This is a genomic window from Cellulosimicrobium cellulans (assembly GCF_007679345.1).
Classification (GTDB): domain Bacteria; phylum Actinomycetota; class Actinomycetes; order Actinomycetales; family Cellulomonadaceae; genus Cellulomonas; species Cellulomonas cellulans_A.
Genome location: NZ_VEGH01000006.1, coordinates 227,879 through 253,924 on the forward strand (window position 1 = coordinate 227,879; position 26,046 = coordinate 253,924).

The 26,046-nt window shown below is 75.1% G+C and carries 24 protein-coding genes; 19 read left to right on the forward strand and 5 right to left on the reverse strand.

Annotated elements, in window-relative coordinates; genetic code table 11:
• Nucleotides 1-1,614, forward strand: a complete 1,614-nt coding sequence (locus FS882_RS10250) for a leucyl aminopeptidase family protein (RefSeq protein ID WP_262348201.1) — start codon at nucleotides 1-3, stop codon at nucleotides 1,612-1,614.
• An 85-nt stretch (nucleotides 1,615-1,699) separates the two neighbouring features.
• Here the strand turns inward: FS882_RS10250 and FS882_RS10255 are convergent, their stop codons facing one another.
• Entirely contained in the window at nucleotides 1,700-2,332 is a 633-nt protein-coding gene (locus tag FS882_RS10255; RefSeq protein WP_158373039.1) for an O-methyltransferase, read from the reverse strand.
• A gap of 266 nt (nucleotides 2,333-2,598) precedes the next feature.
• Between FS882_RS10255 and sigE the strand changes: the two genes are divergently transcribed.
• The 8 genes from sigE to FS882_RS10295 all read left to right on the forward strand — a co-directional run bounded on the left by sigE (nucleotide 2,599) and on the right by FS882_RS10295 (nucleotide 10,681).
• Nucleotides 2,599-3,201 carry an RNA polymerase sigma factor SigE gene (sigE, locus tag FS882_RS10260; RefSeq protein ID WP_158372950.1) on the forward strand — a complete coding sequence of 201 codons (603 nt, stop codon included), beginning with the start codon at nucleotides 2,599-2,601 and terminating at the stop codon, nucleotides 3,199-3,201.
• A complete protein-coding gene (locus FS882_RS10265) occupies nucleotides 3,198-4,334 on the forward strand; it encodes a zf-HC2 domain-containing protein (RefSeq protein ID WP_158372951.1) in 1,137 nt (378 codons plus the stop codon). Before sigE ends, FS882_RS10265 begins: the two co-directional genes overlap by 4 nt.
• The gene (locus FS882_RS10270; protein WP_262348202.1) at nucleotides 4,331-6,049 is read left to right on the forward strand and encodes a trypsin-like peptidase domain-containing protein; all 1,719 of its coding nucleotides are present in this window, start codon (nucleotides 4,331-4,333) and stop codon (nucleotides 6,047-6,049) included. The genes FS882_RS10265 and FS882_RS10270 overlap by 4 nt, the downstream gene beginning before the upstream one ends.
• Nucleotides 6,050-6,108: 59 nt before the next feature.
• Complete coding sequence (locus tag FS882_RS10275; RefSeq protein WP_158372952.1) at nucleotides 6,109-6,498, forward strand: twin-arginine translocase TatA/TatE family subunit; 390 nt, start codon at nucleotides 6,109-6,111, stop codon at nucleotides 6,496-6,498.
• A gap of 70 nt (nucleotides 6,499-6,568) precedes the next feature.
• The gene (trpS, locus tag FS882_RS10280; protein ID WP_158372953.1) at nucleotides 6,569-7,591 is read left to right on the forward strand and encodes a tryptophan--tRNA ligase; all 1,023 of its coding nucleotides are present in this window, start codon (nucleotides 6,569-6,571) and stop codon (nucleotides 7,589-7,591) included.
• Nucleotides 7,588-8,127 (forward strand): 2'-5' RNA ligase family protein, encoded by a 540-nt coding sequence (locus FS882_RS10285; RefSeq protein ID WP_158372954.1) that lies wholly within the window; start codon nucleotides 7,588-7,590, stop codon nucleotides 8,125-8,127. Before trpS ends, FS882_RS10285 begins: the two co-directional genes overlap by 4 nt.
• Nucleotides 8,128-8,253: 126 nt before the next feature.
• On the forward strand, nucleotides 8,254-9,300 hold the full coding sequence (locus FS882_RS10290; protein ID WP_158372955.1) for a YihY/virulence factor BrkB family protein: 1,047 nt from the start codon (nucleotides 8,254-8,256) through the stop codon (nucleotides 9,298-9,300).
• Nucleotides 9,301-9,616: 316 nt separating this feature from the next.
• Entirely contained in the window at nucleotides 9,617-10,681 is a 1,065-nt protein-coding gene (locus FS882_RS10295; RefSeq protein ID WP_158372956.1) for a hypothetical protein, read from the forward strand.
• A gap of 33 nt (nucleotides 10,682-10,714) precedes the next feature.
• Here FS882_RS10295 and FS882_RS10300 read toward each other — a convergent pair whose 3' ends face one another.
• The 4 genes from FS882_RS10300 to sdhC are packed head-to-tail and all read right to left on the reverse strand — an operon-like array spanning nucleotide 10,715 to nucleotide 14,181.
• The gene (locus FS882_RS10300; protein WP_158372957.1) at nucleotides 10,715-11,482 is read right to left on the reverse strand and encodes a succinate dehydrogenase iron-sulfur subunit; all 768 of its coding nucleotides are present in this window, start codon (nucleotides 11,480-11,482) and stop codon (nucleotides 10,715-10,717) included.
• A complete protein-coding gene (sdhA, locus tag FS882_RS10305; RefSeq protein ID WP_158373041.1) occupies nucleotides 11,482-13,320 on the reverse strand; it encodes a succinate dehydrogenase flavoprotein subunit in 1,839 nt (612 codons plus the stop codon). The genes FS882_RS10300 and sdhA overlap by 1 nt, the downstream gene beginning before the upstream one ends.
• A 40-nt stretch (nucleotides 13,321-13,360) precedes the next feature.
• Nucleotides 13,361-13,810, reverse strand: a complete 450-nt coding sequence (locus FS882_RS10310; protein WP_147795869.1) for a succinate dehydrogenase hydrophobic membrane anchor subunit — start codon at nucleotides 13,808-13,810, stop codon at nucleotides 13,361-13,363.
• On the reverse strand, nucleotides 13,810-14,181 hold the full coding sequence (gene sdhC, locus FS882_RS10315; RefSeq protein WP_316043632.1) for a succinate dehydrogenase, cytochrome b556 subunit: 372 nt from the start codon (nucleotides 14,179-14,181) through the stop codon (nucleotides 13,810-13,812). Before sdhC ends, FS882_RS10310 begins: the two co-directional genes overlap by 1 nt.
• A gap of 272 nt (nucleotides 14,182-14,453) precedes the next feature.
• On the opposite strand from sdhC, the gene FS882_RS10320 reads away from it, so the two are divergent.
• The 10 genes from FS882_RS10320 to FS882_RS10365 all read left to right on the forward strand — a co-directional run bounded on the left by FS882_RS10320 (nucleotide 14,454) and on the right by FS882_RS10365 (nucleotide 25,951).
• Nucleotides 14,454-15,608 (forward strand): mannose-1-phosphate guanylyltransferase, encoded by a 1,155-nt coding sequence (locus tag FS882_RS10320; protein ID WP_158372959.1) that lies wholly within the window; start codon nucleotides 14,454-14,456, stop codon nucleotides 15,606-15,608.
• Between the two features lie 105 nt (nucleotides 15,609-15,713).
• Entirely contained in the window at nucleotides 15,714-16,916 is a 1,203-nt protein-coding gene (locus FS882_RS10325) for an amidohydrolase (protein WP_262348203.1), read from the forward strand.
• A 243-nt stretch (nucleotides 16,917-17,159) separates the two neighbouring features.
• Nucleotides 17,160-18,254 carry a BMP family protein gene (locus FS882_RS10330; RefSeq protein ID WP_158372961.1) on the forward strand — a complete coding sequence of 365 codons (1,095 nt, stop codon included), beginning with the start codon at nucleotides 17,160-17,162 and terminating at the stop codon, nucleotides 18,252-18,254.
• A gap of 147 nt (nucleotides 18,255-18,401) precedes the next feature.
• Nucleotides 18,402-19,982, forward strand: a complete 1,581-nt coding sequence (locus FS882_RS10335; protein WP_158372962.1) for an ABC transporter ATP-binding protein — start codon at nucleotides 18,402-18,404, stop codon at nucleotides 19,980-19,982.
• A complete protein-coding gene (locus FS882_RS10340; protein ID WP_410053271.1) occupies nucleotides 19,979-21,262 on the forward strand; it encodes an ABC transporter permease in 1,284 nt (427 codons plus the stop codon). Before FS882_RS10335 ends, FS882_RS10340 begins: the two co-directional genes overlap by 4 nt.
• Nucleotides 21,259-22,539 (forward strand): ABC transporter permease, encoded by a 1,281-nt coding sequence (locus FS882_RS10345; RefSeq protein WP_158372963.1) that lies wholly within the window; start codon nucleotides 21,259-21,261, stop codon nucleotides 22,537-22,539. Before FS882_RS10340 ends, FS882_RS10345 begins: the two co-directional genes overlap by 4 nt.
• Before the next feature lie 123 nt (nucleotides 22,540-22,662).
• A complete protein-coding gene (locus FS882_RS10350) occupies nucleotides 22,663-23,064 on the forward strand; it encodes a cytidine deaminase (RefSeq protein ID WP_154728596.1) in 402 nt (133 codons plus the stop codon).
• On the forward strand, nucleotides 23,061-24,353 hold the full coding sequence (locus tag FS882_RS10355) for a thymidine phosphorylase (RefSeq protein ID WP_158372964.1): 1,293 nt from the start codon (nucleotides 23,061-23,063) through the stop codon (nucleotides 24,351-24,353). Before FS882_RS10350 ends, FS882_RS10355 begins: the two co-directional genes overlap by 4 nt.
• A gap of 211 nt (nucleotides 24,354-24,564) precedes the next feature.
• The gene (locus tag FS882_RS10360; RefSeq protein WP_158372965.1) at nucleotides 24,565-25,518 is read left to right on the forward strand and encodes a hypothetical protein; all 954 of its coding nucleotides are present in this window, start codon (nucleotides 24,565-24,567) and stop codon (nucleotides 25,516-25,518) included.
• Between the two features lie 211 nt (nucleotides 25,519-25,729).
• Nucleotides 25,730-25,951 (forward strand): hypothetical protein, encoded by a 222-nt coding sequence (locus FS882_RS10365; protein ID WP_158372966.1) that lies wholly within the window; start codon nucleotides 25,730-25,732, stop codon nucleotides 25,949-25,951.
• The last annotated feature ends 95 nt before the right edge of the window (nucleotides 25,952-26,046 follow it).

Below are 26,046 nucleotides of genomic sequence, written 5' to 3' on the forward strand. Positions count from 1 at the left end.
GTGGCTCGTTCCCTGACCCCGCCCGCGGTGCGCATCGGCCGCGCGGTCCCGGCGATCGGCCTCGCGGCCGGCTCGCTGGCGACCTCGGAGCTGCTGCTCGAGGCCGACGTCGACGCGGTGGCCGTCCCGGTCGCCCCCGCGGCGCCGGACGACACCGACCTCCAGCCGAGGCGCGGCACCGCGGACGCGGCGGCGCGCTACGGCATCGACCTGGCCGAGCTCGCGGAGCGGGCCGGCCTGACCGGCGCCGCCGGCGAGGCGTGGACGCTGCTGCTCCCGCGCCCCGTCGGCAGCGCCGGCGGCGACCTGCCCTGGGCGGGTCTGCCGCGCCGGCTCGTGCTGGTCGGCGTCGGCGACGGCACCCCGGACCAGCTCCGGCGGGCCGGCGCCGCCCTGGCGCGCGCCACCCGCGGCCTGCGCCGCGTGCTCACGACCGTCGCCACCGAGCCCGGCGCCGACGGCCCGCGCGCGGTCCGCGCGTTCGCGGAGGGCTACCTGCTGGCCGCCTACCGCGTGCAGCGGATCGGCGCGCCCGCGTCGCCGGCCGAGGCGCCGGCCGAGCACCTGGTCGTCGTCGGCCGTGAGGGCGTCCGGGTGCAGGCCGCGCTCGACGAGGCCGTGCGCGGCGCGACCGCCACCTGGCTGGTGCGCGACCTCGCCAACACCCCGTCCAGCACCAAGGACCCGGCCTGGGTCGCCGACCGCGCGTCCGACCTGGCGCGCGCGGCCGGCCTGCGGGTCGAGGTGCTCGGCCCGCGCGAGCTCGAGGCCCAGGGCTTCGGCGGCATCCTCGCGGTCGGCGCCGGCTCGGCGTCGCCGCCCCGGCTGGTCACCGTGTCCTACGACCCGGCGGGCCCGGCCGGCACCGCGGGTCGTCGGCGCCAGCACGTCGTGGTCGTCGGCAAGGGGATCACCTACGACACGGGCGGCCTGTCCATCAAGCCGCGCGAGGCGATGGTGCCGATGAAGACCGACATGGCCGGCGCGGCGGTCGCCCTCGCGACCGTGCTCGGGGCGGCCGCCGCCGAGGTGCCGCACCGGGTGACCGCGGTGCTGCCGCTCGCGGAGAACCACGTCGGCGCCTCGTCGTACCGTCCGGGCGACGTGCTCCGGATGTGGGGCGGCCGCACGGTCGAGATCGCCAACACCGACGCCGAGGGCCGCCTCGTGCTCGGCGACGCGCTGGCCTGGGCCGACGCGACGCTCGACCCGGACGTGCTCGTGGACGTCGCGACGCTCACCGGCGCGGCCAGCCTGGGTCTCGGCAAGCAGCACGGGGCGCTCTACGCCACCGACCCCCGGCTCACCGCCGCGCTCGAGGCGGCCGGGGCCGAGTCCGGCGAGCCGGTCTGGTCGATGCCGCTGGTCGAGGACTACGTCGACGCGGTGCGGTCCACCGTCGCCGACCTGCGGCACGTCCCGCAGGACGCGAAGTACGGCGGTGGCTCGATCACGGCCGCGCTGTTCCTGCGCGAGTTCGTGGGCGCCCGGACGTGGGCGCACCTCGACATCGCCGGGCCCGCACGGTCGACGGCGGACCGGCACGAGGTCACCGAGGGCGCGACCGGGTTCGGCGCGCGCCTGCTGCTGCGCTGGCTCGCCGCGCTGCGCTGAGCCCGACCCGGACCCGCACGGCGGGGGACGACGACGGCCGCCCACCCTCGCTGGTGGGCGGCCGTCGTCGTGCACGGCGCGGGTGTCAGCGGCGGACGGCCACCAGCAGGCCGTCGCCGACGGGCAGCATCGCCGGCATCAGCCGGTCGTCCTCGCGGACCAGCCGGCCCGTCTCGCGCACCAGGGTGGTCGCCTCGTCGCGCCGGGCCGGGTCGGCGACCCGGTCGTGCCACAGCGCGTCGTCGACGGCCAGCACGCCGCCCGGCCGCAGCAGGCGCACGGCGCGCTCGACGTACGCGGGGTAGCTCTCGACGTCGGCGTCCACGAACACCAGGTCGTACGCCCCGTCGGTCAGCCGCGGCAGCACGTCCAGCGCCCGCCCGGAGATGGTGCGGGTTCGCGCCGCGCGGACGCCCTCCTCCGTGAACGCCTGCTTGGCCGCCCGCTGGTGCTCCACCTCGACGTCGATGGTGGTGAGCACCCCGTCCGACGGCATCCCGCGCAGCAGGTGCAGCCCGCTGACGCCCGCGCCGGTGCCGACCTCGACCACGGCGCGCGCCCGGGAGGCCGCGGCCAGCACGGTGAGCGCGGCGCCCGTGCCGGGCTGCACGGGCGTGCAGCCGAGCTCGCCGGCGCGGTCCCGCGCGCGCAGCAGGGTGTCGTCCTCGGGGACGAAGCCCTCGGCGTAGACCCAGCTCGCGGCCTTGTCGGTGGCGATGGTGTCCTCCTGGTCGGGGGTGGTGCGCGCCGGGTGCGGCGGGCGGTGCGCGGACGTGGCGCCGGCGCAGGCCAGCCTAGTGCGCGCGGCCGTCCCGCGGCCCGCGGCGCCCCGCGACCTCACCCGGGCGCGCAGGAACCGCGCGGGGAGTGTGCGCGTTGTGGGGGAGGAGGGGTGGACCCGGTTCGCACCGGGCCCCGTGCCCTGGGACACTGGGTCCCTGGGACTCCGCGCCGCACCCGCGGCCCCCGAGCAGAAGGACGTGGATGGCGACCTCGTTGCCCGACCCGGACTGGCAGCCCCCGACCTGGGAGGCGATCGTCCGGGAGCACTCCGCGCGCGTGTACCGCCTCGCCTACCGGCTGACCGGCAACCGGCACGACGCCGAGGACCTCACGCAGGAGGTGTTCGTCCGCGTCTTCCGGTCGCTGTCGACGTACACCCCCGGGACGTTCGAGGGCTGGCTGCACCGGATCACGACCAACCTGTTCCTCGACGGCGCCCGGCGCCGCCAGCGCATCCGCATGGACGCGATGGGGGAGGACGGCGACCGCTACCCGGCGACCGGGGCCGGCCCCGAGCGCGCCTTCGAGCACGAGAACCTCGACGTCGACGTGCAGCGCGCGCTCGACGAGCTGCCCCCGGAGTACCGGGCGGCCGTCGTGCTCTGCGACATCGAGGGGCTGTCGTACGAGGAGATCGCGGTGACCCTGGGCATCAAGCTCGGCACGGTGCGCTCGCGCATCCACCGCGCCCGCGCGCGGCTGCGGGTGGCGCTCGAGCACCGGGCGCCCTCGGCCACGCGCGCGGTGGCGGCGGAGCCCGCGGGCGACCCCGCCGAGGCGACGGCACCGGCGGGCGCGAGGTGAGCGCCCACCTCGGCGACCGCGTGAGCGCGCTGGTCGACGGCCAGCTCGCCCCCGCCGCCGCGGAGCGCGCCCTGGCGCACGTCGCCGGCTGCGCCCGGTGCGCGGCCGACCTCGCCGCGGCGCGCGCCGCCCGGCGCGTGCTGTCGGCCTGCGACGACGTCCGGCCCGCCGGCGACCTCACGGCCCGGCTGCTCGCCCTGGGCGGCGCGCCCGTGCCCCCGGGCGCCGACGGTGCCCCGCGTCCGGGCGGCGTCCGGCCGATGGACCCGTTCGTGCCGCCGTCCGCCGTGCGCGGCGCGGCGGCGTTCACCGGCTCGCCGACGTCGACCGCGTCCGGCCTCACGGGGCTGCTCGGCGGGCGCGGTCCGTTCGGCGAGGGCGTCCTCGGCGGGCGGTCCGTGCTCGGCGGCCACTCCGTGCTGGGCGGCTCGGTGCTCGGCTCCCGGCGGCTGCTCGGCGACCGCCCGGTCGTCGGCAGCGCCCCCGCGTCGACCGGCCCCGGTGCGACCCGCCGCGGCCTGCGGGCGGCGGTGGGGTCGATCACCGGCCTCGGCGTCGTCGCGGTCGGGCTGTTCCTGCTGGGCGACCGCCCGACCGTCGCCCCGCTGACCGAGTCCACCGAGGCGCTGTCGCTGCTCGGCGACGCCGGTCCCGCAGCGCTGCCGGTGGTCGCCACGGGGTCGGAGGGCGCCGCGCCCGCCGCGGGCGCGACGACCCAGGACTACCTCGACTGGATGCGCGCCGAGGGCTGGACCTGCCCCGAGCAGGTCCCCGCCGGCTGGGCGGTGACCGCCGTGCACCTGCGCGACGACGGCGGCACGCTCGAGGTGGACCTGTCCGGGCCGACCGGGGACGTCGTCGTCACCGAGCAGCACGGCCGGCTCGACGTGTCGGCGCTCACCGCCGCGGAGCCGATCGACGTCGAGGGCCGCACCGTCTACCTGCTGTCCGCCGAGCCCTGGCACGCCGCGTGGCAGTCGGGGGACACCGTCGTCGAGGTCGTGTCGTCGCGCACCGGTCCCGGCGCCGCCGCCGTGGTCGCGCAGTTCCCCGAGGGCGAGTTCGACGCGGGCCTCGGCGCCCGGCTGACCCGCGGGTGGGACACCTTCGCGACCGCGGTGCACCTGCCGTGACCGCGCCCGAGGAGCACGCCGGGGGCCGACCGGCGGACGCGACCCAGGACGCCCCGCAGGACGCGCCGCAGGACCGGGCGGGGCACCGGCCCGCGGGCGCCGACCCGTTCGCCCCGCCGCCGGCCGCGCCGCGCGGCTGGACGCCCCCGCCCGCGTGGGGGGCGCCCTCGGGGACCGTGGCCGGGCACGGCGCCGCGACGTCCGACGCCGTGGGCGCCGGTCCGGTGGCGTCGGGTCCCGTGGCGTCGGGTCCCGCGCCCACCGGGGCTCCGGGCCCCGCCGGCCGGCGCCCCGCCGATCCCTACGCGGCCCCGCGGCCCGCCGACCCCTACGCGGCCCCGCGCCCGTTCCCGGCCGGCGCACCGCAGCCGCCGGCGCCGTCCGGGTGGGGCTCGCCGTCCCCCTGGGGCGCCCCCACCGCCCCCGGCCGCCCGGCCGGCCCCGCGGCGTCGCCGTACCCCGCCCCCGGCGCCCCCGCCGGGACCCTGCCGCCGACCCCGCTGCCGACGGACCCGGCCGCCGCCCCCGCGCCCGCGCTCCTGCCCCCCGGCGTCCTGCCGCCCCCGATGCCCGACCTCGGCGTCCCGGCCCGGAGCCGTCGGCGCGGCCGTTCCCGCCGGCTGCCGCTCGGCGTGGTCGCCGGGCTCGTCGTGGCGGCGTTCGGCGCGGGACTGCTCGGCGGCGTCGTCGGCGCCCGGTTCGACCGCGACGACGCGCACCTGGCGGACGCCGGCCTGCCCGCCGCCGTGGGCTCCGGAGCGGGCGACCGCGCGCCCGACAGCGTCGCCGGCATCGCCGCCGCGGTGCTGCCGTCCGTCGTGTCCATCGAGGTGTCGTCCGCCTCCGGGGGGTCGACCGGGTCCGGGCTCGTCCTCCGGCAGGACGGCTACATCCTCACCAACCACCACGTCGTCGCGAGCGCGGCCGGCGCGGGCTCGTCGATCGTCGTGCTGCTCGCGGACGGGTCGCAGCTGCCCGGGACGATCGTCGGCAGCACGTCCGACTACGACCTCGCGGTCGTGAAGGTCGAGGCCGAGGGCCTGACCCCGCTGGTGCTCGGCGACTCGGACGAGGTGCAGGTCGGCGACCCGGTGGTCGCGATCGGCGCGCCGCTGGGTCTGGCGGGCACCGTCACCACGGGCATCGTCAGCGCCCTCAACCGGCCCGTCGCCGCGGGCGAGGGCGCCGAGGACACGGCCTTCATCAACGCGATCCAGACCGACGCCGCGATCAACCCCGGCAACTCCGGCGGCCCGCTGGTGAACGCCGCCGGCGAGGTGGTCGGGATCAACTCCGCGATCGCCCAGCCGCCGGGCGCCTCGGCCACCAGCGGCGGCAGCATCGGCCTCGGGTTCGCCATCCCGTCCAACCAGGCGCGGCGCACCGCCGAGCAGCTGATCGAGACCGGTGTCGCGACCTACCCGGTGATCGGCGTGCTGCTCGACGGGTCGTACACGGGGGAGGGCGTGCAGGTCTCGGCCGAGCCGCAGGGCGGGCAGCAGCCCGTCACCCCCGGCGGCCCGGCGGAGCGCGCGGGCATCCGGGCCGGCGACGTCATCCTCGCGATCGACGGCCGGCCGGTCACCGCCTCGGACGAGCTGGTGGTCGCGATCCGCGCCCGGACGCCCGGGGACGCCGTGACCCTCCGGGTGCGCGCGGCCGACGGCGCCGAGCGGGACGTGCGCGTCGTCCTCGACGAGTCCGCCCAGGGGTGACCCGGACGTGGTCGCGCGACCGCTAGGTGGGGGGCGTCCCGGACGGTAGCCTGGGGCGCGTGTTCGGGATCAACGGCGGCGAGCTCCTCGTGATCCTGGTCGTGGCCGTGATCGTCATCGGACCCACCCGGCTCCCCGGGTACGCCGAGCAGTTGGCCCGGTTGACCAAGCAGGCCCGGCACTTCCTCGCGGACGCCCGGCAGCGGGTGGACGAGGAGCTGGGCGACGAGGTCAAGGACATCGACTGGGCCGCGCTCGACCCGCGCAAGTACGACCCGCGCCGGATCGTCCGCGACGCCCTGCTCGACCCCGAGCCCACGCCCGCCGGGGCGCGCACCGCCGCCGCGGCGGCCGCCGCCGGGACCGCGGCCCACGCCACGCGCGCCGCGCCGGCGACGACGCCGCTGCCGCCGGACGCGCCCGCCCCGTTCGACGACGAGGCCACCTGAGCCCTCCGGCGTCCCGCCCCCCGTCCCCCTCCTGCACGGGCCACCCGCCCCCGACCGTCAGAATGGACCCATGGTCTCCGGCTCCCCTCGCATCTTCTCCGGGATGCAGCCCACCTCCGACTCCCTCCACCTCGGCAACTACCTGGGGGCGCTGACCCAGTGGGTCGCGCTGCAGGAGTCCTACGACGCCCTCTACTGCGTCGTGGACCTGCACGCCCTGACGGTGGCGCCGGACCCCGCGGCGCTGCGCGAGCGCACCCGGCGGACCGCGGCGCAGTACCTCGCCGCCGGCGTGGACCCGGAGCGCTCCATCCTGTTCGTGCAGTCGCACGTCGCGGAGCACGCCGAGCTCGCCTGGCTGCTGTCCTGCCAGACCGGCTTCGGCGAGGCCGGCCGGATGACGCAGTTCAAGGACAAGTCGGCCAAGCACGGCGCCGAGGGCACCACCGTCGGGCTGTTCACCTACCCGATCCTCATGGCGGCGGACATCCTGCTGTACGACACGGCGCTCGTGCCGGTCGGCGAGGACCAGCGCCAGCACCTCGAGCTGACCCGCGACCTGGCCGAGCGGCTGAACAAGCGGTTCGGCGACGGGACCGCGGTCGTGCCCGACGCGCACATCGTCAAGGCCACCGCGAAGATCTACGACCTGCAGGACCCGACCGCGAAGATGAGCAAGTCCGCGTCGAGCCCGAACGGCATCATCGAGCTGCTCGACCCGCCCAAGACCGTCGCCAAGCGGATCCGGTCGGCGGTCACCGACACGGGCTCGGAGATCCGGTTCGACCGGGAGAACCAGCCCGGCATCGCCAACCTGCTGACGATCTACTCGGCGCTGACCGGCCGCGAGGTCGAGTCGATCGTCGCCGACTACGAGGGCAAGGGCTACGGCCACCTCAAGGTCGACCTCGCGGACGTCGTCGTGGAGTTCCTCGCGCCGTTCCAGGAGCGGGTGAACGGCTACCTGGCGGACCCGGCGTCCCTGGACGCGGTCCTCGAGGACGGCGCCGAGCGTGCCCGGGCGATCGCGCGCGGCACCCTCGACCGGGTCGCGGACCGCTTCGGGCTGCTGCCGCGCCGCCGGACCGCATGAACCCCACCGGGCCGTTCGGCGACGAGCTCCGGATCGGCGTCGCGGTCTCCGTCCCGGAGCCCTACGCCGCCGAGCTCCAGGAGGCGCGGGCCCGCGTCGGCGACCCGGCCGCCCACCTGATCCGCCCGCACATCACGCTGCTCGGCCCGACCGTGCTGCCGACCGCCTCCCTGCGGGACGCGGAGGAGCACCTGCGCGCGGTCGCCTCGCAGCACGCGCCGTTCACCGTGCACCTGCGGGGCACCGCGACGTTCCGGCCGGTGTCGCCCGTGGTGTTCGTCCAGGTGGTCGAGGGCATCGCCTCGTGCGAGCTGCTGGAGGTCGCCGTCCGGTCGGGCGTGCTGGACCAGGAGCTGCGGTTCCACTACCACCCGCACGTCACCATCGCCCACGAGGTGCCGGACGAGGCGCTCGACCGGGCCTTCGCCGACATGGCCGACTTCGAGGCCCGGTTCGACGTGACGGAGATCCACGTGTACGAGCACGGGGACGACGGCGTGTGGCGGACGATCGGGGCGTTCCCGCTCGGCGGCTGACACCGGTGCCGGGCGGCGCGCCGGTGGGTGCTCGGGGCGCTCGTCGACGGTGCGTGCGCGGCCGTGACCGGCGGCGACGCCCCGCTCGGGATGCCGAGCGAGCGCGCGCTCCCTAGGGTCGTCGGCATGGGAGTCCCGGCCGAACCGCAGGGCGCCGGGCGGGCGCACGCCGCCGCCGCGAGCGCGGAGGACGTCGCCGCCGGCAACCGGCACGACGTCGGTGCCCGGGTGTACCCGGGCGGGTTCGCCGGGCTGGTCGCGCGCGGCAAGGCCGTCCTCGCCTGGTGGCAGCGCACCCGGGCGGCGCGGGCCAACGCCCGGTTCGGCGAGGCGGGCGGCGGCGTCCTGACGGGCGGCATCGCCTACGCGACGATCTTCTCGGTGTTCGCGGGGCTCACCATCGGCTACTCCGTGTTCATGGCCGTCCTCGGCAACAACGAGGCCCTGCGGCAGACCGTCCTCGACACGATCGACGCCAACCTGCCGGGGTTGATCAAGACCAGCAGCGACGACAAGACGGGGGTGATCGACCCGGACTCGCTCCAGCTGAGCACCGGTGTCGGCATCGCGGGGCTGATCGCGTTCGTGGTGCTGCTGGTCAGCGCGATCTCCGCCATGGCGGCCCTGCGCACCGCGGTGCGGGCGATGTTCGCCGCCGAGCGGGCCGGCGGCAACGCCGTCACGGGCAAGCTGCGCGAGCTCGGCGGGTTCGCCGGCATCGGCCTCGCGATCCTCGTCTCCGCGCTGCTCAGCATCGCGACCACGACCGCCGCCGACTGGGCGCTCAGCGCCCTCGGGCTCGACGGCTCGACGGTCGGCTCGCTGGTCCTGCGCGGCGCGGGCATCCTCGTGGCGTTCGTCGTCGACGCCGGGACCTTCGTGCTGATCGTGCGGGTCCTCGCGGCGCAGCACCCGGCGTGGCCGGACCTGCGGCAGGGGATGCTCGTGGCCGCGGTCGGGCTCGGGGTCGTGCGGGTGCTGGGCACCTCGGTCGTCGCGGGCTCCGCGGACCGGAACGCGATCCTGGCGTCGTTCGCGGTGATCGTGACCCTGCTGATCTGGATCAACCTCATCGCCCGCATCGTCCTCCTGGCCGCGGCCTGGACCGCCGACCCGCCGGCACCCGAGGAGGACCACCAGGACCCGGAGCCGGCGGCGCCCACGGCATCCTGACGCCGGTCCTCGTCCGACCCCGAGGTCCTCAGCCCGGCCCGGTGTCCTGACGGCGCCCGGGGGCCGCCCGCGCAGCGTGCAGGGCTCGTGGGCGGTTGCGCGTCCGCCCCGCGCGCCCGCGCAGCTGCCGGAGTGGATCCAAGCGGACGGACACACCCCGGCGAGTCGGTGCGATCGGATCCTTGCGGCCGCCAGGCGTCCCGGGCGCGTGCTCCCGCAGGTGCCGAGTCCTCCACAGGCCCGCCCGAGGCATGTCGTCCCCAGGGTGGGAGCGTCGGCGTACCGCCCGCAGGCGCGGTCGGAGGACGCTCCCCGGATGGTGACGACGGATGCGGTACTCAGCGTGCTCACGACAGCGCAGGCACGAGCGGCGGGGGTGTCCCGGCTGCTGCGGGACGGGACCTACGCGCGGGTCGCCCGAGGGCTGTGGTTGGTGGCCGGCGCCGACCCGGAGGACCCGGACACGCGCATCCGGCTGGCGACGGCGGGGGTGCCGGGTGACGTCGTCGTCGGGGGGTGGGCCGCCGCCCGGCTCCACGAGGCGACCCGCCTGCGGCGCGGGCGTCCGGGGCAGGTCGACGGCCGGAGCGGGGTCCCGCTCCGGCCGGAGCCGGTGCTGGTGCTCGTGCCGCCGGAGACGCGTCTGGTCGACCGGCCCTTCCGTCGCCTGCTGCGGACGCGCGTCCCCGACCGCGACCGGGCAGAGGTGGCGGGCGTCGCCGTGACGGCGCCCGACCGGACGGCCGTCGACGTCGCGCGGCTCTCCCCGCTGCCGCTCGCTGTCCCGGTGCTCGACCGGCTGCGAGCGCTCGGGCTGGTCAGCGCGGCCAGTGTGGCCGCTGCGCTGGACCGGTGCGGCCCTCTGGCCGGCCTGCACCGGGCACGTCGCGCCCTCGCCTTCTCGGTGGACGGCGCGGAGTCGCCCCAGGAGTCGGCCATGCGCCTGCTCTGGTGCGAGGCGGGGCTCCCGGTCCCGGAGCCCAACGTCGAGATCCTGGACGGCTCGGGCCGGTTCGTGGTGCGGGTCGACGTCCTCGACGCGGAGGCCGGTCTGGTGGGCGAGTACGACGGTGCCGTGCACGCGTCCGCGCGCAGCCGGTCCGCGGACGCGACTCGTCAGCAGCGGCTGGAGCAGCTCGGCCTCGTCGTCGTGCGTGCGACGTCGGTCGACCTGGCGACGCCGGCAGCGCGCGCGGCGTGGTGCGTCCGGCTCCGCGAGGCGCACCGCCGCGCCCGCGCGCACCCGATCAAGGCGACCTGGCGACGACGCCGACCCCGCGCCCGCCTGCCCGGCCCACCGGCTGCTGGTACGCGAATGGATCCGAACGCACCGACACACCTGGGCGTGTCGGTGCGTTCGGATCCATTCCGCGACCGCTGAGGGGGGCGGAGGGGAGGGGAGGGCCCAGCAGGGTCAGAACGCGCGGGTGATCATCGCGCGCTTGACCTCCTGGATCGCCTTGGTGACCTCGATGCCGCGGGGGCAGGCCTCGGTGCAGTTGAAGGTGGTCCGGCAGCGCCAGACGCCCTCCTTGTCGTTGAGGATCTCGAGCCGCTGCGCCCCGCCCTCGTCGCGGCTGTCGAAGATGAACCGGTGCGCGTTGACGATCGCCGCGGGGCCGAAGTACTGGCCGTCGGTCCAGAACACCGGGCACGAGCTCGTGCACGCGGCGCACAGGATGCACTTGGTGGTGTCGTCGAACCGGGCGCGCTGCTCGGGCGACTGCAGCCGCTCGCGGGACGGCTCGGTGCCGGTGGTGATGAGGAAGGGCATGATCTCGCGGTAGGAGGCGAAGAACGGCTCCATGTCGACCACGAGGTCCTTGATCACGGGCAGGCCCTTGATGGGCTCGACGGTGATCGGCTTGTCCGGGTTGAGGTCCTTGAGCAGGGCCTTGCACGCGAGCCGGTTGCGGCCGTTGATCCGCATGGCGTCCGAGCCGCACACGCCGTGGGCGCAGGACCGCCGGAACGTCAGCGAGCCGTCGGACTCCCACTTGATCTTGTGCAGCGCGTCGAGCAGGCGGTCGGTGCCGTGGGCGGTGACCGTGTGCTCCTCCCAGTACGCCTCGTCGCCGTGCGTCTCGGGGGTGTAGCGGCGGATCTTGAGCGTGACCTCGAACGACGGGATCTCGCCGGCCTTCGGCTCGGGCGCGGCCGAGCGCTCTGCGACAGCAGTCATCAGTACTTCCGCTCCATCGGCTGGTACACGGTGGTCACGACGGGCTTGGTGCCCAGGAGCACGACCGGGCGGCCCGGGCCCGGCTCGGGGACCTCCTCGCCCTTCGGCGCGGAGAGGGCGGGGGAGTCCACCGGCACGCCGGGGACCCGGCGGTAGGCCATGGTGTGCTCCATGAAGTTCTCGTCGTCGCGCTTCGGGTAGTCCTCGCGGAAGTGCCCGCCGCGGGACTCGCGCCGGTTCAGCGCGCCGACGACGACGGTCTCGGCGATGTCGAGCAGGAAGCCGAGCTCGATGGCCTCGATGAGGTCGGTGTTGAACGCGCGGCCCTTGTCCTGGACCGACACCCGCGTGTAGCGCTCCTGGAGCACCTGGATGTCCTGGAACGCCTGGCGCAGCGACTCGGCGGTGCGGAACACCTGCGCGTTGGTGTCCATCGTCTGCTGCAGCTCGCGGCGGACGTCGGAGACGCGCTCGCCCTGGGGGCGGTTCCGCATGTCCTCGAGCTGCCCCACGACGGCGTCGGTCGGCGCGTCGGGCAGGTCCACCCACGACGTCCCGGCGGCGTACTCGGCGGCCGAGATGCCGGCGCGCTTGCCGAACACGTTGATGTCGAGCAGCGAGTTGGTGCCCAGCCGGTTCGAGCCGTGCACGGAGACGCAGGCGACCTCGCCGGCCGCGTACAGGCCCTTCACGACGTGCGTGGTGTCCCGCAGGACCTCGCCCTCGACGTTGGTCGGCACGCCGCCCATCGCGTAGTGCGCCGTCGGGTACACCGGCACCGGCTCGGTGTACGGCTCGATGCCGAGGTAGGTCCGGGCGAACTCGGTGATGTCCGGGAGCTTCGCGTCGATGTGCGCGGGGTCCAGGTGGGTCAGGTCGAGCAGGACGTAGTCCTTGTTCGGCCCGGCGCCGCGGCCCTCGCGCACCTCGTTGGCCATCGACCGGGCGACGATGTCGCGCGGCGCGAGGTCCTTGATGGTGGGGGCGTAGCGCTCCATGAACCGCTCGCCGTCGGCGTTGCGCAGGATGCCGCCCTCGCCGCGCGCGGCCTCGGACAGCAGGATGCCGAGGCCGGCCAGGCCGGTCGGGTGGAACTGGAAGAACTCCATGTCCTCCAGCGGCAGCCCGCGGCGGTAGGCGAGCGCCATCCCGTCGCCGGTGAGGGTGTGCGCGTTCGACGTCGTCTTGTAGATCTTGCCGGCGCCGCCGGTCGCGAGGACCACGGACTTGGCGCGGAACACGTGGATCTCGCCGGTCGCGAGCTCGTACGCGACGACGCCCGAGACCGCGACGTCCTCGCCGTCCGGCACCTCGCGGCCCGTCAGGTCGTGCGTCAGCAGCAGGTCCAGCACGTAGAACTCGTTGAAGAACGCGACCTCGTTCTTCACGCACTGCTGGTAGAGCGTCTGCAGGATCATGTGCCCGGTGCGGTCCGCGGCGTAGCAGGCCCGGCGCACCGCGGCCTCGCCGTGGTTGCGGGTGTGGCCGCCGAACCGGCGCTGGTCGATCCGGCCCTCGGGCGTGCGGTTGAACGGCAGGCCCATGCGCTCCAGGTCGAGCACCGCGTCGATGGCCTCGTTGGCCATGATCGTGGCGGCGTCCTGGTCGACCAGGTAGTCGCCGCCCTTCACGGTGTCGAAGGTGTGCCACTCGGGGTTGTCGTCCTCGACGTTGCCGAGCGCGGCGCACATGCCGCCCTGGGCCGCGCCGGTGTGCGAGCGGGTCGGGTACAGCTTCGAGATGACCGCCGTGCGGGTGCGGGCGGACGACTCGAGGGCGGCGCGCATCCCGGCGCCGCCGGCGCCGACGATCACGACGTCGAACTGGTGGGTCTGCATCGGGGTCGATGCCTCCAAGGCGAGAGGGGAGCGGGGGCGCTCAGGCGGTGCAGAAGGACGGCAGCAGGTCCGCCGGGCTGTTCGCGGGGCACGGGTCGAAGGTGAAGATCACCAGCGTGCCGAGCACGACGACCACGGTGAACGCCGTGTACAGCGCGAGCTTGAGCACCAGGCGGGTGCCGTCGCGCTCGGCGTAGTCGTTGATGATCGTCCGGACGCCGTTGGTGCCGTGGATCATCGCGAGCCACAGCATCAGCAGGTCCCAGATCTGCCAGAACGGCGACGCCCACTTGCCGGCGACGAAGCCGAAGTCGATGGCGGAGATGCCCTCGCCGGCGACCAGGTTGACGAACAGGTGGCCGAAGATCAGCACGAGCAGCACGACGCCGGACGCGCGCATGAACACCCAGCCGTACAGCTCCCAGTTGCCGCGCGAGGTCCGGCGGCCGGGCCCGGCGCCCCGGGTGCGGGGGGCGGCGATCGTGGTCATCACTCGCCTCCGAAGACGTGCATGAGGTGCCGCGGCAGGAAGCCCGCCATGGTCACGACGAACAGGCCGAGCACGACCCAGAGCATCACGCGCTGGTACTTCGCGCCCTTGGGCCAGAAGTCGACCAGCATGATCCGGACGCCGTTGAAGGCGTGGAACACGATGGCGGCGACCAGCCCGGCCTCGCCGAGCCCCATGATCGGGTTCTTGTAGGTCCCGATGACGGCGTTGTACGCCTCGGGGGAGACCCGCACGAGCGACGTGTCGAGCACGTGCACGAGCAGGAAGAAGAAGATGAGCACGCCGGTGATCCGGTGGGCCACCCAGGACCACATGCCTTCGCGGCCGCGGTAGAGGGTGCCGCCGGGGATCCGCTTGGCCGTGGGGGCGGCGTCGTCGCGGGCTTCGGCAGGCGCAGTGGGCACGGGTGGCCTCCTGGCGAGTTCGGGCGGGACTGCTGTGTCCGGTCCGATCACTGTAGTGATCGTGCGCTGGGTCACCCTGCCGTCGGGGGCCAGATCGGGCCCGATGTGATCAAGCGCACACGCGCACCGGGACCTGGGTCCCTGGTCGACGGTACCCAGCGCCGGGGGGATGGAGAGGGTGGGCGACCGACCGGTTGTGTCCCGATACGCTGCCGGGCATGTCGAGCCCCGCCACGTCCGCGTCGCCCGCGCAGCCCCGCCCGATCGACGGCTTCCACGCCGTCGTCCCCGCCGGCGGTGCCGGCACCCGGCTGTGGCCGCTGTCCCGCCAGGGCGCGCCCAAGTTCCTGCACGACCTGACCGGAACGGGCCGCACCCTGCTGCAGGGCACCGTCGACCGGCTGCTGCCGCTCACCGGCCGCGACGGGGTCCTCGTCGTCACCGGCGTCCGGCACGCGGAGGCCGTCGCCGCGCAGCTGCCCGAGCTCGGCCCGGGCCAGGTCGTCGCCGAGCCGTCGCCGCGCGACTCCATGGCGGCCATCGGGCTCGCCGCGGCGATCCTCGCCGAGCGGCACGGCCCCGAGGTGGTCCTGGGGTCGTTCGCCGCGGACCACGTCATCGACGACCTGGCCGGCTTCTGGTCGGCGGTCACCGAGGGCGTCGCCGCGGCCCGCGCCGGCTACGTCGTGACCATCGGCATCACCGCGACGGAACCGTCCACCGCGTTCGGCTACATCCGCGCGGCCGAGCCGCTCGGCGCCGAGGGCGCCCCGAGCGCGCGGCACGTCGCCGGCTTCACCGAGAAGCCCGACGCGGAGACCGCCGCCGGCTACCTCGCGACCGGCGACTACTGGTGGAACGCCGGCATGTTCCTCGTCCAGGCCGGCGTGCTGCTGGACCACCTGGCGCAGCAGCTGCCCCCGCTGGCCGCCGGGCTGCGGGCGATCGCCGCCGTCTGGGACGACCCGGAGCGCCGGGACGCCGTGCTCGCGCAGACCTGGCCCGGGCTGACCAAGATCGCCATCGACCACGCGATCGCCGAGCCCGTCGCGGCCGCCGGCGGCGTCGCCGTGGTGCCGGGGTCGTTCACCTGGGACGACGTGGGCGACTTCGACTCGCTCGCCGCCCTGCTGCCCGCGGTCGGGGTCGACGGCGGCCGCTCGCTCGGTGACGACGGCCTGGTGCTGCGGCTCGACGCCCCCGGCGCGGTCGTGGTGCCCGGCGCGGGCCGCGCGGTGACCGTGCTCGGCGTCCGGGACGCCGTCGTGGTCGACACCCCGGACGCCCTGCTCGTCACCACCCGGGCGCACGCCCAGGCGGTGAAGCAGGCGGTGGACGGCTGGCGCGAGCGCGGTCGCGACGACCTGCTCTGACCGGGCGCCCCGGCCCGCGGCGTCCCCCGCCGCGGGCCCGCCCGCCGCGGGCCGCCGGAGTGCGCGGACCTGCCGCCACCTGCGGGGACGACTAGGGTCGGGAGCGTGATCGTCGATGCCTCCCGGGTCAACCAGCTCGTCGCCACCCTGCAGCCCGAGCTGGTGGAGATCCGCCGCGACATCCACGCGCACCCCGAGCTCGGCCGCACGGAGCAGCGCACCACCCGCCTGATCGCCGACCGGCTGCGGCTGTCCGGCCTGTCCCCGAAGCCGCTGCCCGGGACGGGCCTGATCTGCGACATCGGGCCCAGCCCTCTCGAGACGGGCCGCCGCCGCATCGCGCTGCGCGCCGACATCGACGCGCTCCCGGTCCAGGAGACGACGGGGCTGCCCTACTCCTCGACCGTGCACGGCGTCGCGCACGCCTGCGGCCACGACGTGCACACCACCGCGCTGCTCGGCGCCGGGCTGGTGCTCGCCGAGCTGCATGCCGCCGGCGAGCTGCCGACGGGGGTGCGGCTGGTGTTCCAGCCCGCCGAGGAGGTGCAGCCCGGCGGCGCGCTCGACGTCCTGCAGGCCGGGGCGATGGACGGCATCGGCCGGATCTTCGCGCTGCACTGCGACCCGAAGGTCGACGTCGGCCGGATCGGCAGCCGGATCGGCCCGATCACCTCGGCCTCCGACGAGATCACCGTCGTCCTGACCGGGCCCGGCGGGCACACGTCGCGCCCGCACCTCACGGCCGACCTGGTCTACGCGCTCGGGCAGGTCATCACCCAGGTGCCCGCGGTGCTCGGCCGCCGGCTCGACCCGCGGTCCGGGGTCAACCTCACCTGGGGCGCGGTGCAGGCCGGCTCGGCGCACAACGCCATCCCCGCCTCCGGCTCGGTGCGCGGCACCCTGCGCTGCCTGGACGTGCGCGCGTGGGAGAAGGCGTCCCAGGTGCTGCACGCGGCGGTGGAGCAGGTGGTCGCGCCCTACGGCGTCGAGGTCGAGGTGCGGCACCAGCGCGGCGTCCCGCCGGTCGAGAACGACGAGCGCGCGGTCGCCGTGCTGGAGGCCGCGGCGCGCGACGTGCTGGGGGAGGAGGCGGTCCAGCTCACCGAGCAGTCGCTCGGCGGCGAGGACTTCGCCTGGTACCTCACGCGCGTCCCCGGCGCGATGGCCCGGCTCGGCACCCGCACCCCGGGCGGCCGGACGTACGACATCCACCAGGGGGACCTGGTGGTGGACGAGCGTGCGATCGCGGCCGGCGCGGCGCTGCTCGCGCGGGCGGCGCTGCGGGTCGGCGCGACGCCCGGGGGCTGATCTCCGCCCGGCCCGCGGCCCGCGGCACCGCGCGCTGGGCCGGTCGGGTGAGTCGTCCCGCGGACGAATGTTCCAAGTCAGTAACGAAGGGCCCCGGAAGGGGTCCGGTAACACAGCCGACACCTGGGCGTGGCTAGTGTTCCTCGCAACGCCGGACGACCCCTCCCGACCCACGCGCAGCGTCGCGCGCGGCGACCGGGCGGGCCTCACGGACCGGTCGACGACGAGAAGCAGGAGCATCGCGTGAAGAAGATCATCCGTGCGGCCGCCCTCACCGGGGCTGTCGCGCTCGCCCTCGCCGCCTGCGGCAGCGCGCCGGAGGAGTCCGACAGCACCGCCGGTGGCGGCGACGCCGGCGGCTCCGACTTCAAGGCCTGCATGGTGTCCGACTCCGGCGGCTTCGAGGACAAGTCCTTCAACCAGTCGGGCGCCGAGGGCCTCGACCGCGCCAAGGACGAGCTGGGCATCCAGGAGGTCAAGGTCGAGTCGACCGCGGAGACCGACTTCACGCCGAACATCGACTCGCTGGTGCAGCAGGACTGCAACCTGATCATCGGCGTCGGCTTCCTGCTCGAGGACCCGATCCAGGAGGCCGCCGAGGCCAACCCGGACATCGAGTTCGCGCTGATCGACTCCGCGTTCTCCGACGCGGACTTCAACCCGGTGACGCTGGACAACGCCAAGCCGCTGCTGTTCAACACGCAGGAGGCCGCGTACCTGGCCGGCTACGTCGCCGCGGGCACCTCGACCACGGGCACCGTCGCCACCTTCGGCGGCATCCAGCTCCCGTCGGTCTCGATCTTCATGGACGGCTTCGCCGACGGCGTCGCCAAGTACAACGAGGACAACGGCGCCGACGTCAAGGTCCTCGGCTGGGACAAGGAGGCCCAGACCGGCTCCTTCACCGGTGACTTCGAGAACCAGACCAACGGCCAGAACCTGGCCAAGGGCTTCATCGACCAGGGCGCGGACGTCATCATGCCCGTCGCCGGCCCGGTCGGCCTCGGTGCCGCCGCGGCCGCGCAGGAGGCCGGGAACGTCTCCATCGTGGGCGTCGACGCCGACTGGTTCGAGACCTCGCCCGACTACTCCTCGATCATCCTGACCTCGGTCATGAAGGAGATCGGCCAGGCCGTGTTCGACACGGTCAAGGAGGCCTCGGAGGGCAACTTCTCCTCGGAGCCGTACGTCGGCACCCTGGAGAACGAGGGCATCGGCATCGCGCCGTTCCACGACTTCGACTCGGTGGTCCCCGAGGAGGTCAAGACGGCCGTCGAGGACCTGAAGGCCCAGATCATCTCCGGTGACCTGGTCGTGGAGTCCATCAGCCAGAACTGACGCACCAGCACCACCGGTGGCCCGGGCAGCACGCCTGCCCGGGCCACCGGTGCGTTCACCCGCGCACCCGGGACCTGAGGCTGTGATCGGCCGTCCGGTTTGGCCTAGTGTGCGCAGCGACACGATCGACCGAAGGAGCATTCCCACGTGAAGCTCGAGCTGCGGGGGATCACCAAGCGCTTCGGCGCCCTGGTGGCGAACGACCACATCGACCTGGTGGTCGAGCCCGGCGAGATCCACGCGCTGCTGGGCGAGAACGGTGCCGGCAAGAGCACCCTGATGAACGTGCTGTACGGGTTCTACGACCCGGACGAGGGCGAGATCCTCGTCGACGGGCGGCCCGTGGAGTTCGCCGGCCCCGGCGACGCGATGGCCGCGGGGATCGGCATGGTCCACCAGCACTTCATGCTGGTCCCGGTGTTCACCGTCGCGGAGAACGTCGTCCTCGGGTACGAGCCCGTCAAGGGCGGCGGGATGCTCGACCTCGCCGCGGCGCGCCGCCGCGTCAAGGAGATCTCCGACCGGTTCGGGTTCGACGTCGACCCCGACGCCCTGGTGGAGGACCTCCCCGTCGGCGCGCAGCAGCGCGTCGAGATCATCAAGGCGCTGTCCCGGGACGCCCGGGTCCTGATCCTCGACGAGCCGACCGCGGTGCTGACGCCGCAGGAGACCGACGAGCTCATCGCGATCATGCGGCAGCTCAAGGCGGCGGGCACCTCCATCGTCTTCATCACCCACAAGCTCCGTGAGGTCCGCGCCGTCGCGGACCGGATCACGGTCATCCGCCGCGGCCAGGTCGTGGGCAGCGCCCGGCCCGACGCCGCGGAGACCGAGCTGGCCTCGCTCATGGTCGGCCGGTCCGTCTCGCTCGGCGTCGACCGCTCGCCCGCGCAGGCCGGCGAGGTCGCCCTGCAGGTGCGGAACCTGTCGGTGCTCGACGAGGCCGGCGTCCGGCAGGTCGACGACGTGTCGTTCGACGTGGCCCGCGGCGAGATCGTCGCGGTCGCCGGCGTGCAGGGCAACGGCCAGACCGAGCTCACCGAGGTCATCCTGGGCCTGCAGCAGCCGGTCGCCGGGTCGGTCGTCCTCGACGGGACCGAGCTGGTCGGCCGCACGGTCAAGCAGGTGCTCGACGCCGGCGTCGGCTTCGTCCCCGAGGACCGGACGGAGGACGGGGTCGTCGCCGACTTCTCCGTCGCGGAGAACCTCATCCTCGACCTGTACGACCGCGCCCCGTTCGCGCGCGGGATCTCGCTGGACCCGAAGAAGGTCCTGGAGAACGCCGAGCGCCGGACCGTGGAGTTCGACGTCCGCACCCCGTCGACCGAGGCGCACGCCGGCACGCTGTCCGGCGGCAACCAGCAGAAGGTCGTCCTGGCCCGCGAGATGTCCCGCCCGCTGCGGCTGTTCATCGCGTCCCAGCCCACCCGCGGCCTGGACGTCGGGTCCATCGAGTTCGTGCACAAGCGGATCGTGCAGGAGCGGGACTCCGGGACCCCGGTCATCATCGTCTCGACCGAGCTCGACGAGGTGCTCGCGCTGGCGGACCGGATCGTCGTCATGTACCGCGGCCGCATCGTCGGCATCGTCCCCGGGGGCACCGACCGCGACGTGCTCGGCCTGATGATGGCCGGCGTCCCGCAGGCCGAGGCCGTGCAGCAGGCCGCGACCCACCACACCGTGCTCGGCGAGGCCGACATCGAGGCCTCCGAGGAGGAGAGCAAGTGAGCCAGGCGACCCCCGCCCCCGAGCAGCCGCCGGCCGGGTCCACCGCGCCGGCGCGCCGCGACGACGGCCTCGAGTCCCGCGCCCAGGGCGCGCTGCGCGAGATGCTGGAGAGCAGCTGGCTGGTGACGCTCGCCGCCCTGGTGCTGGCGCTCGTCATCTCCGGCGTGCTGATCGCGGCCGCGGACAGCGCCGTGCAGGACGCCGCGGGCTACTTCTTCGCGCGGCCGGCGGACTTCTTCTCCGCGGCGTGGGACGCCGTCTGGGGCGCCTACGTGGCGCTGTTCCAGGGCGCCGTCTTCGACCCGGGTGCCGCGACGTTCGCCCGCGGCATCCGCCCGATCACCGAGACCATGACCTGGGCCGTCCCGCTGATCCTCGCCGGCCTGGGCCTGGGCATCGGCTTCCGGGCCGGCATGTTCAACATCGGTGCGCAGGGCCAGATCATCCTCGGCGCGATCTTCGCCGGCTACATCGGCTTCGCCTGGGACCTGCCGCCGGTGCTGCACCTGCTGCTCGCCGTGATCGGCGGCGTCATCGGCGGCGGCCTGTGGGCCGGCATCGCCGGCTACCTCAAGGCCCGGACCGGGGCCAACGAGGTGATCGTCACGATCATGCTGAACAACATCGCGATCTACCTGGTGGGCTACCTGCTGACCACGTCGGCGTTCAAGCGCGGCGACAGCAACAACCCGGTGTCCCCGCCGATCGCCGAGACCGCGCTGTACCCGCAGCTGCTCGGCCCGCAGTTCCGGCTGCACCTCGGCTTCGTCGTCGCGATCCTCGCCGCCGTCTTCGTGTGGTGGCTGATGAACCGGTCGACGATCGGGTTCGCGTTCCGCGCGGTCGGGTCCAACCCGAACGCCGCCCGCACCGCGGGGATCAACGTCAACCGGATGTACCTGCTGGTGATGCTCGTGGCCGGCGGCCTGGCCGGCATGGCGGGCACCGCGCAGGTGCTCGGCACCGAGAAGGTGCTCACCGCCGGCATCGCGGCGAGCTTCGGGTTCGACGCGATCACCGTCGCGCTGCTCGGCCGGTCCAAGCCGCTCGGCACCTTCTTCGCCGGCCTGCTGTTCGGCGCCCTGCGCGCCGGCGGCTTCGCGATGCAGTCCCGCACCGGCACGCCGATCGACATCGTGCTGGTCGTCCAGTCCCTCGTCGTGCTGTTCATCGCGGCGCCCCCGCTGGTGCGCGCGGTGTTCCGCCTCCCGTCCCCCCGCGGTCCCGGCGCCCAGCCGGCCGAGCTCGCCGCGCCCGTCGTCAAGGAGGCCGCCGCGTGAGCGCCGTCGCCGCCCCCGCCCCCGCGCGCGCCGCGGCGGGCAAGCCGCTTCCGCCGATCTCCTACAAGGCGCCGATCGCGTACGGCGCGGTCGCCGCGGTCGCCCTGCTGCTGTTCGGGATCCTGCCCGCCTCGGGCCGGGAGACCTCGTTCACCATGTTCGCGCCGGGGGAGAACATCGAGTTCTCCGTCCCGTCCAAGCTGACCGCGATCGTGCTCTGCCTGATCGCGCTCGGGCTCGCGGCCTGGTCGTTCCAGGCCGCACGGACCCGCCGCAAGGTCGGCGTCTGGCTGCCCGCCGTGTACGCGGTGGCGCTGGTGTTCGCGCTGCTCACCTGGGCCGTCGCGGGCAAGGCGCAGCCGCTGCCCCTGACCAGCCTGCTGCAGGGCTCGCTGTTCCTCGCGGTGCCGCTGGTGTTCGGCGCCCTCGCCGGCCTGGTCAGCGAGCGGTCCGGCATCATCAACATCGCGATCGAGGGCCAGCTGCTCGCGGGCGCGTTCCTCGCCGCGGTCGTCGCGACCATCACGTCCAGCGCCTACGTCGGGCTCATCGCCGCGCCGATCGCCGGCGCGCTGGTGTCGGCGCTGCTGGTCGCGTTCGCGATCAAGTACGTGGTCGACCAGATCATCGTCGGCGTCGTGCTCAACGTGCTGGTCGTCGGCATCACGAGCTACCTGTTCTCCACGGTCCTCAAGGAGAACGCCGGCACGCTCAACACGCCGCCGCGCCTGCCGACCCTGGCCATCCCCGGGCTGTCCGACATCCCGATCATCGGCCCGGTGCTGTTCCGGCAGACGATCCTCGTCTACCTGATGTACGTCGTGGTGATCGTCCTGCAGGTGCTGGTGTTCCGGAGCCGCTGGGGCCTGCGGCTGCGGGCCGTCGGCGAGCACCCCAAGGCGGCGGACACCGTCGGCATCAAGGTCAACCGCACCCGCGTGTGGAACACCCTGCTGGGCGGCGCGATCGCCGGCCTCGGCGGTGCGTTCTTCACGGTCGCGAACGGCCTGGCGTTCGGCAAGGAGATGACCGGCGGCAAGGGCTTCATCGCCCTCGCCGCGATGATCCTCGGCCGGTGGAGCCCGAAGGGCGCGCTCGCCGCGGCCCTGCTGTTCGGCTTCGCGGACAACCTGCAGGTGGTGCTCGGCATCATCGGCACGCCGATCCCGAGCCAGATCATGCTGATGACCCCGTACGTGGTGACGATCTTCGCGGTGGCCGGCCTCGTCGGCCGCGTGCGCGCCCCCGCCGCCGAGGGCATCGCCTACGTGAAGTGAGCACGTCACGACCGCCGTCGCCCGCGCAGGGCGGCGGCGGTCGTGCTTCACGGGCACACTCGGGAGCGTCCGAGCAGGTGCCGTGAGACGCCCCGGTCGCCCGGGGAGAACAGGAGACCGGCTGTGCCGGAGATCGACTGGGACGCCCTGCGTGCCGCCGCCACCGAGGTGATGCACCGCGCGTACGTCCCGTACTCGAAGTTCCCCGTCGGCGTCGCGGCGCTGGTGGACGACGGCCGCGTGGTCGTCGGCTGCAACGTCGAGAACGCGTCGTACGGCCTGACCCTGTGCGCCGAGTGCGCCCTGGTGTCCGGCCTGCACGTGTCCGGCGGCGGGCGCCTGGTGGCGTTCGCCTGCGTGGACGCCCACGGGAACGCCCTCATGCCGTGCGGCCGCTGCCGCCAGCTCCTCTGGGAGCACGGGGGCCCCGACCTGCTCGTCGACACGGTGAGCGGGATCAAGCCGATGACCGAGGTGCTGCCCGACGCGTTCGGGCCGGCCGACCTGGTCGAGAGGAAGTCATGAGCACCGAGAAGTTCGACGCCGTCGACGTCATCGTCGCCAAGCGCGACGGCCACCGCCTGACCGACGCGCAGATCGACTGGGTCATCGACGCGTACACCCGCGGCGTCGTGGCCGAGGAGCAGATGTCCGCCCTCAACATGGCGATCCTGCTCAACGGCATGGACCGCGCCGAGATCTCCCGGTGGACCGCCGCGATGATCGCCTCCGGCGAGCGGATGGACTTCTCCGGCCTGCGCCGGCCCACCGCCGACAAGCACTCCACCGGCGGCGTCGGCGACAAGATCACGCTGCCGCTCGCCCCGCTGGTGGCCGTGTTCGACGTCGCGGTCCCGCAGCTGTCCGGCCGCGGCCTCGGCCACACCGGCGGCACCCTCGACAAGCTCGAGTCCATCCCGGGCTGGCGCGCGGCGCTGTCGAACGACGAGATGATGGCGCAGCTCGACGGCCCGGGCGCAGTGATCTGCCAGGCCGGCTCGGGCCTCGCGCCCGCCGACCGCAAGCTCTACGCGCTGCGCGACGTCACCGGCACCGTCGAGGCGATCCCGCTCATCGCGTCGTCGATCATGAGCAAGAAGATCGCGGAGGGCACCGGCGCGCTGGTGCTGGACGTCAAGGTCGGCTCCGGCGCGTTCATGAAGGACCTGGACCGCGCCCGCGAGCTCGCGCGCACCATGGTCGACCTGGGCACCGACGCCGGCGTGAACACCGTCGCGCTGCTCACCGACATGTCGACGCCGCTCGGCCTCACGGCGGGCAACGCGCTCGAGGTCCGGGAGTCGCTCGAGGTGCTCGCCGGCGGCGGGCCGTCCGACGTCGTCGAGCTCACGGTGGCGCTGGCCGAGGAGATGCTGGCCGCCGCCGGGCGCCCGGGCCTCGACGTGCGGGCCGCTCTGACGGACGGCCGCGCGATGGACGTGTGGCGCCGGATGATCGAGGCGCAGGGCGGCGACGCCGACGCCACGCTCCCGGTCGCGCGGCACACCGAGCAGGTCCTCGCGCCGGCCGACGGCGTGCTGACCCGGCTCGACGCGTACGCCGTGGGCATCGCGGCGTGGCGGCTGGGCGCCGGCCGCGCGCGCAAGGAGGACCCGGTGCAGGCCGGCGCGGGCGTCGAGCTGCACGCCAAGCCGGGCGACGCCGTGCGGGCGGGCCAGCCGCTGCTGACCCTGCACACGGACACCCCGGAGCGGTTCGAGCGCGCGAAGGAGGCCCTGGAGGGCGGCTTCGACGTGGCCGCCGAGGCGCCGGCGGCGACCCCGCTGATCCTGGACCGCATCGCGGCGTCCTGACGGCGGTGACGGGGCCCCGCAGCGCACGCGCTGCGGGGCCTCGTCGCGTCCGCCCGCGCCGCAGCGGGACCGCGCTCGTGCGCGGCCCCCTCTCGCCGAGTCTGCACCTCCGGGCTTTGGCGGGCGGCGCGGTCGGAGGCGAACAATGGAGACTCGGCGAGCGAGGGGAGCGGGCGTGGGCGCGCGTGCGGGGTGGCGCAGGGGGCAGCTGGTGACGGTGCTGCGGGCGGTGCGCGGGCGGGTGGTGCCGCCGGCGCCGGCGGACGGCGTGGGTGGCGTGGGCGGCTCTGCCGGGGAGCCGGCGCGGTCGCGCGTCGACGGGGTCGCCCTCGCCGCGGCCGGCGCGCGGGCCGCGCTGCCCGACGGCGCGCTCGACGGCCTCGACGCCCGGCGGCGCGGGCAGGTGCTCGCCCCGCTCGACGTCCCCGCCGGCCGGACCGTCCGGTGGGGCACCGCCGCCGCGCGGCAGGTCGACGGCACCACCTGCGGCGCGGCCGTGCTCGGCCTGCTCGCGGCGTCGGGCGACCCGCGGCTCGCCCTGTGGCTGGTCTCCGGGCGGCTGCCCGACGGCCCGCGCCCGCCCGAGCTCGTCGGCCTCGACCTGCCCGAACCTGCCGACCCGCACCACCCCGACGCCCCGACGTGGTTCCGCACCCCCGGCGGCCGGGTCGTGCACGCGTCCGCGACCGGCGAGGAGGCCGCCGCGGCACGCTGGGGCCTGCTGCAGGCGGCCCTGCACCGGCGCAGCACCGCCCGGGCGGTCGCCGGGGTGCTGCCCTGGCCGCGGTCGCTCGGCACGCCGCCGTGGGCCGCCGCGCGGCTGGCCCGGTTCCCGGGGGTCCGGTACCGGTCGGTGCTGGTCGACGACACCCGGACCGCCGAGGTCGAGGACCTGCTGGCGCGCGTGGACGCCGCCCTCGACCGGGGCGTGCCCGTGCCGCTGTACTCCGGGGGCGACCTGTCCGGCGGCGTCGCGGCGGCCGTGCCGCGGCACGTGGTCCTCGCGGTCGGGCGGGCGGGCGACGGGTACCGCGTGTACGAGCCCGGCGCCGGTGCGGTGCTGCCGCTGCCGCGCGCGGCTCTCCGGTCGCCGTCCGGCCCGGTCCCCGCGCTCGGGCACTGGCCGCACCTGGCCTGGGCGCTCCTCCCGACCCCGACCCGCTGACGCCCCCCTCTCCGCACCCCGTACCTCGACGCCGAACCTGCACGAGCTGCGGGGTTCGCGGGCCCGGAACCCCGCCGGTTCTGCGATCTCGGCGGGTCTCGGAGGCCGCAGCGGGGGGAGGGAGGGCTGCGGAAGGCCGCCCCGGCTTGGCGGGGTGGCGCCGTCCGGGACACGATGGAGTCGTACCCCGCTGTCGACGACAGGAGTGGACATGAGCACCGTTCCCGGCGACCGGACCTGGCGCGACGCCGGGCTCGTGGAGCCCGCGCTGACCGACCTGCCCGAGGTCCAGCCCGACGACGACACCGACGCCCGCGACGGCGCCTACCAGCCCGACGAGCCGCGGCCCGACCTGGCCGGCGAGGCCGACCCGGGCGACGTCGCCGAGCAGAAGACACCCGTCCCCGAGGACGAGCGCGACGACTACCCCTGAGCGCACCGCGGACCGCGCCGCACGCCGCGCAGGACCACCCGGGCGCCCGGTTCCCCGATGCGGGGTTCCGGGCGCCCGGCCACTACGGTGGGGCG

What these genes read in the sequence shown, in the direction of transcription:
- FS882_RS10355 (WP_158372964.1), top strand. Translation starts at nt 23,061, where the DNA reads ATGAGCACCGAGAAGTTCGACGCCGTCGACGTCATCGTCGCCAAGCGC.
- FS882_RS10320 (WP_158372959.1), top strand. Translation starts at nt 14,454, where the DNA reads ATGTCGAGCCCCGCCACGTCCGCGTCGCCCGCGCAGCCCCGCCCGATC.
- sdhA (WP_158373041.1), bottom strand. Translation starts at nt 13,320, where the DNA reads ATGCAGACCCACCAGTTCGACGTCGTGATCGTCGGCGCCGGCGGCGCC.
- FS882_RS10310 (WP_147795869.1), bottom strand. Translation starts at nt 13,810, where the DNA reads ATGACCACGATCGCCGCCCCCCGCACCCGGGGCGCCGGGCCCGGCCGC.
- FS882_RS10295 (WP_158372956.1), top strand. Translation starts at nt 9,617, where the DNA reads ATGGTGACGACGGATGCGGTACTCAGCGTGCTCACGACAGCGCAGGCA.
- sigE (WP_158372950.1), top strand. Translation starts at nt 2,599, where the DNA reads ATGGCGACCTCGTTGCCCGACCCGGACTGGCAGCCCCCGACCTGGGAG.
- FS882_RS10285 (WP_158372954.1), top strand. Translation starts at nt 7,588, where the DNA reads ATGAACCCCACCGGGCCGTTCGGCGACGAGCTCCGGATCGGCGTCGCG.
- trpS (WP_158372953.1), top strand. Translation starts at nt 6,569, where the DNA reads ATGGTCTCCGGCTCCCCTCGCATCTTCTCCGGGATGCAGCCCACCTCC.
- FS882_RS10290 (WP_158372955.1), top strand. Translation starts at nt 8,254, where the DNA reads ATGGGAGTCCCGGCCGAACCGCAGGGCGCCGGGCGGGCGCACGCCGCC.
- FS882_RS10300 (WP_158372957.1), bottom strand. Translation starts at nt 11,482, where the DNA reads ATGACTGCTGTCGCAGAGCGCTCGGCCGCGCCCGAGCCGAAGGCCGGC.
- FS882_RS10365 (WP_158372966.1), top strand. Translation starts at nt 25,730, where the DNA reads ATGAGCACCGTTCCCGGCGACCGGACCTGGCGCGACGCCGGGCTCGTG.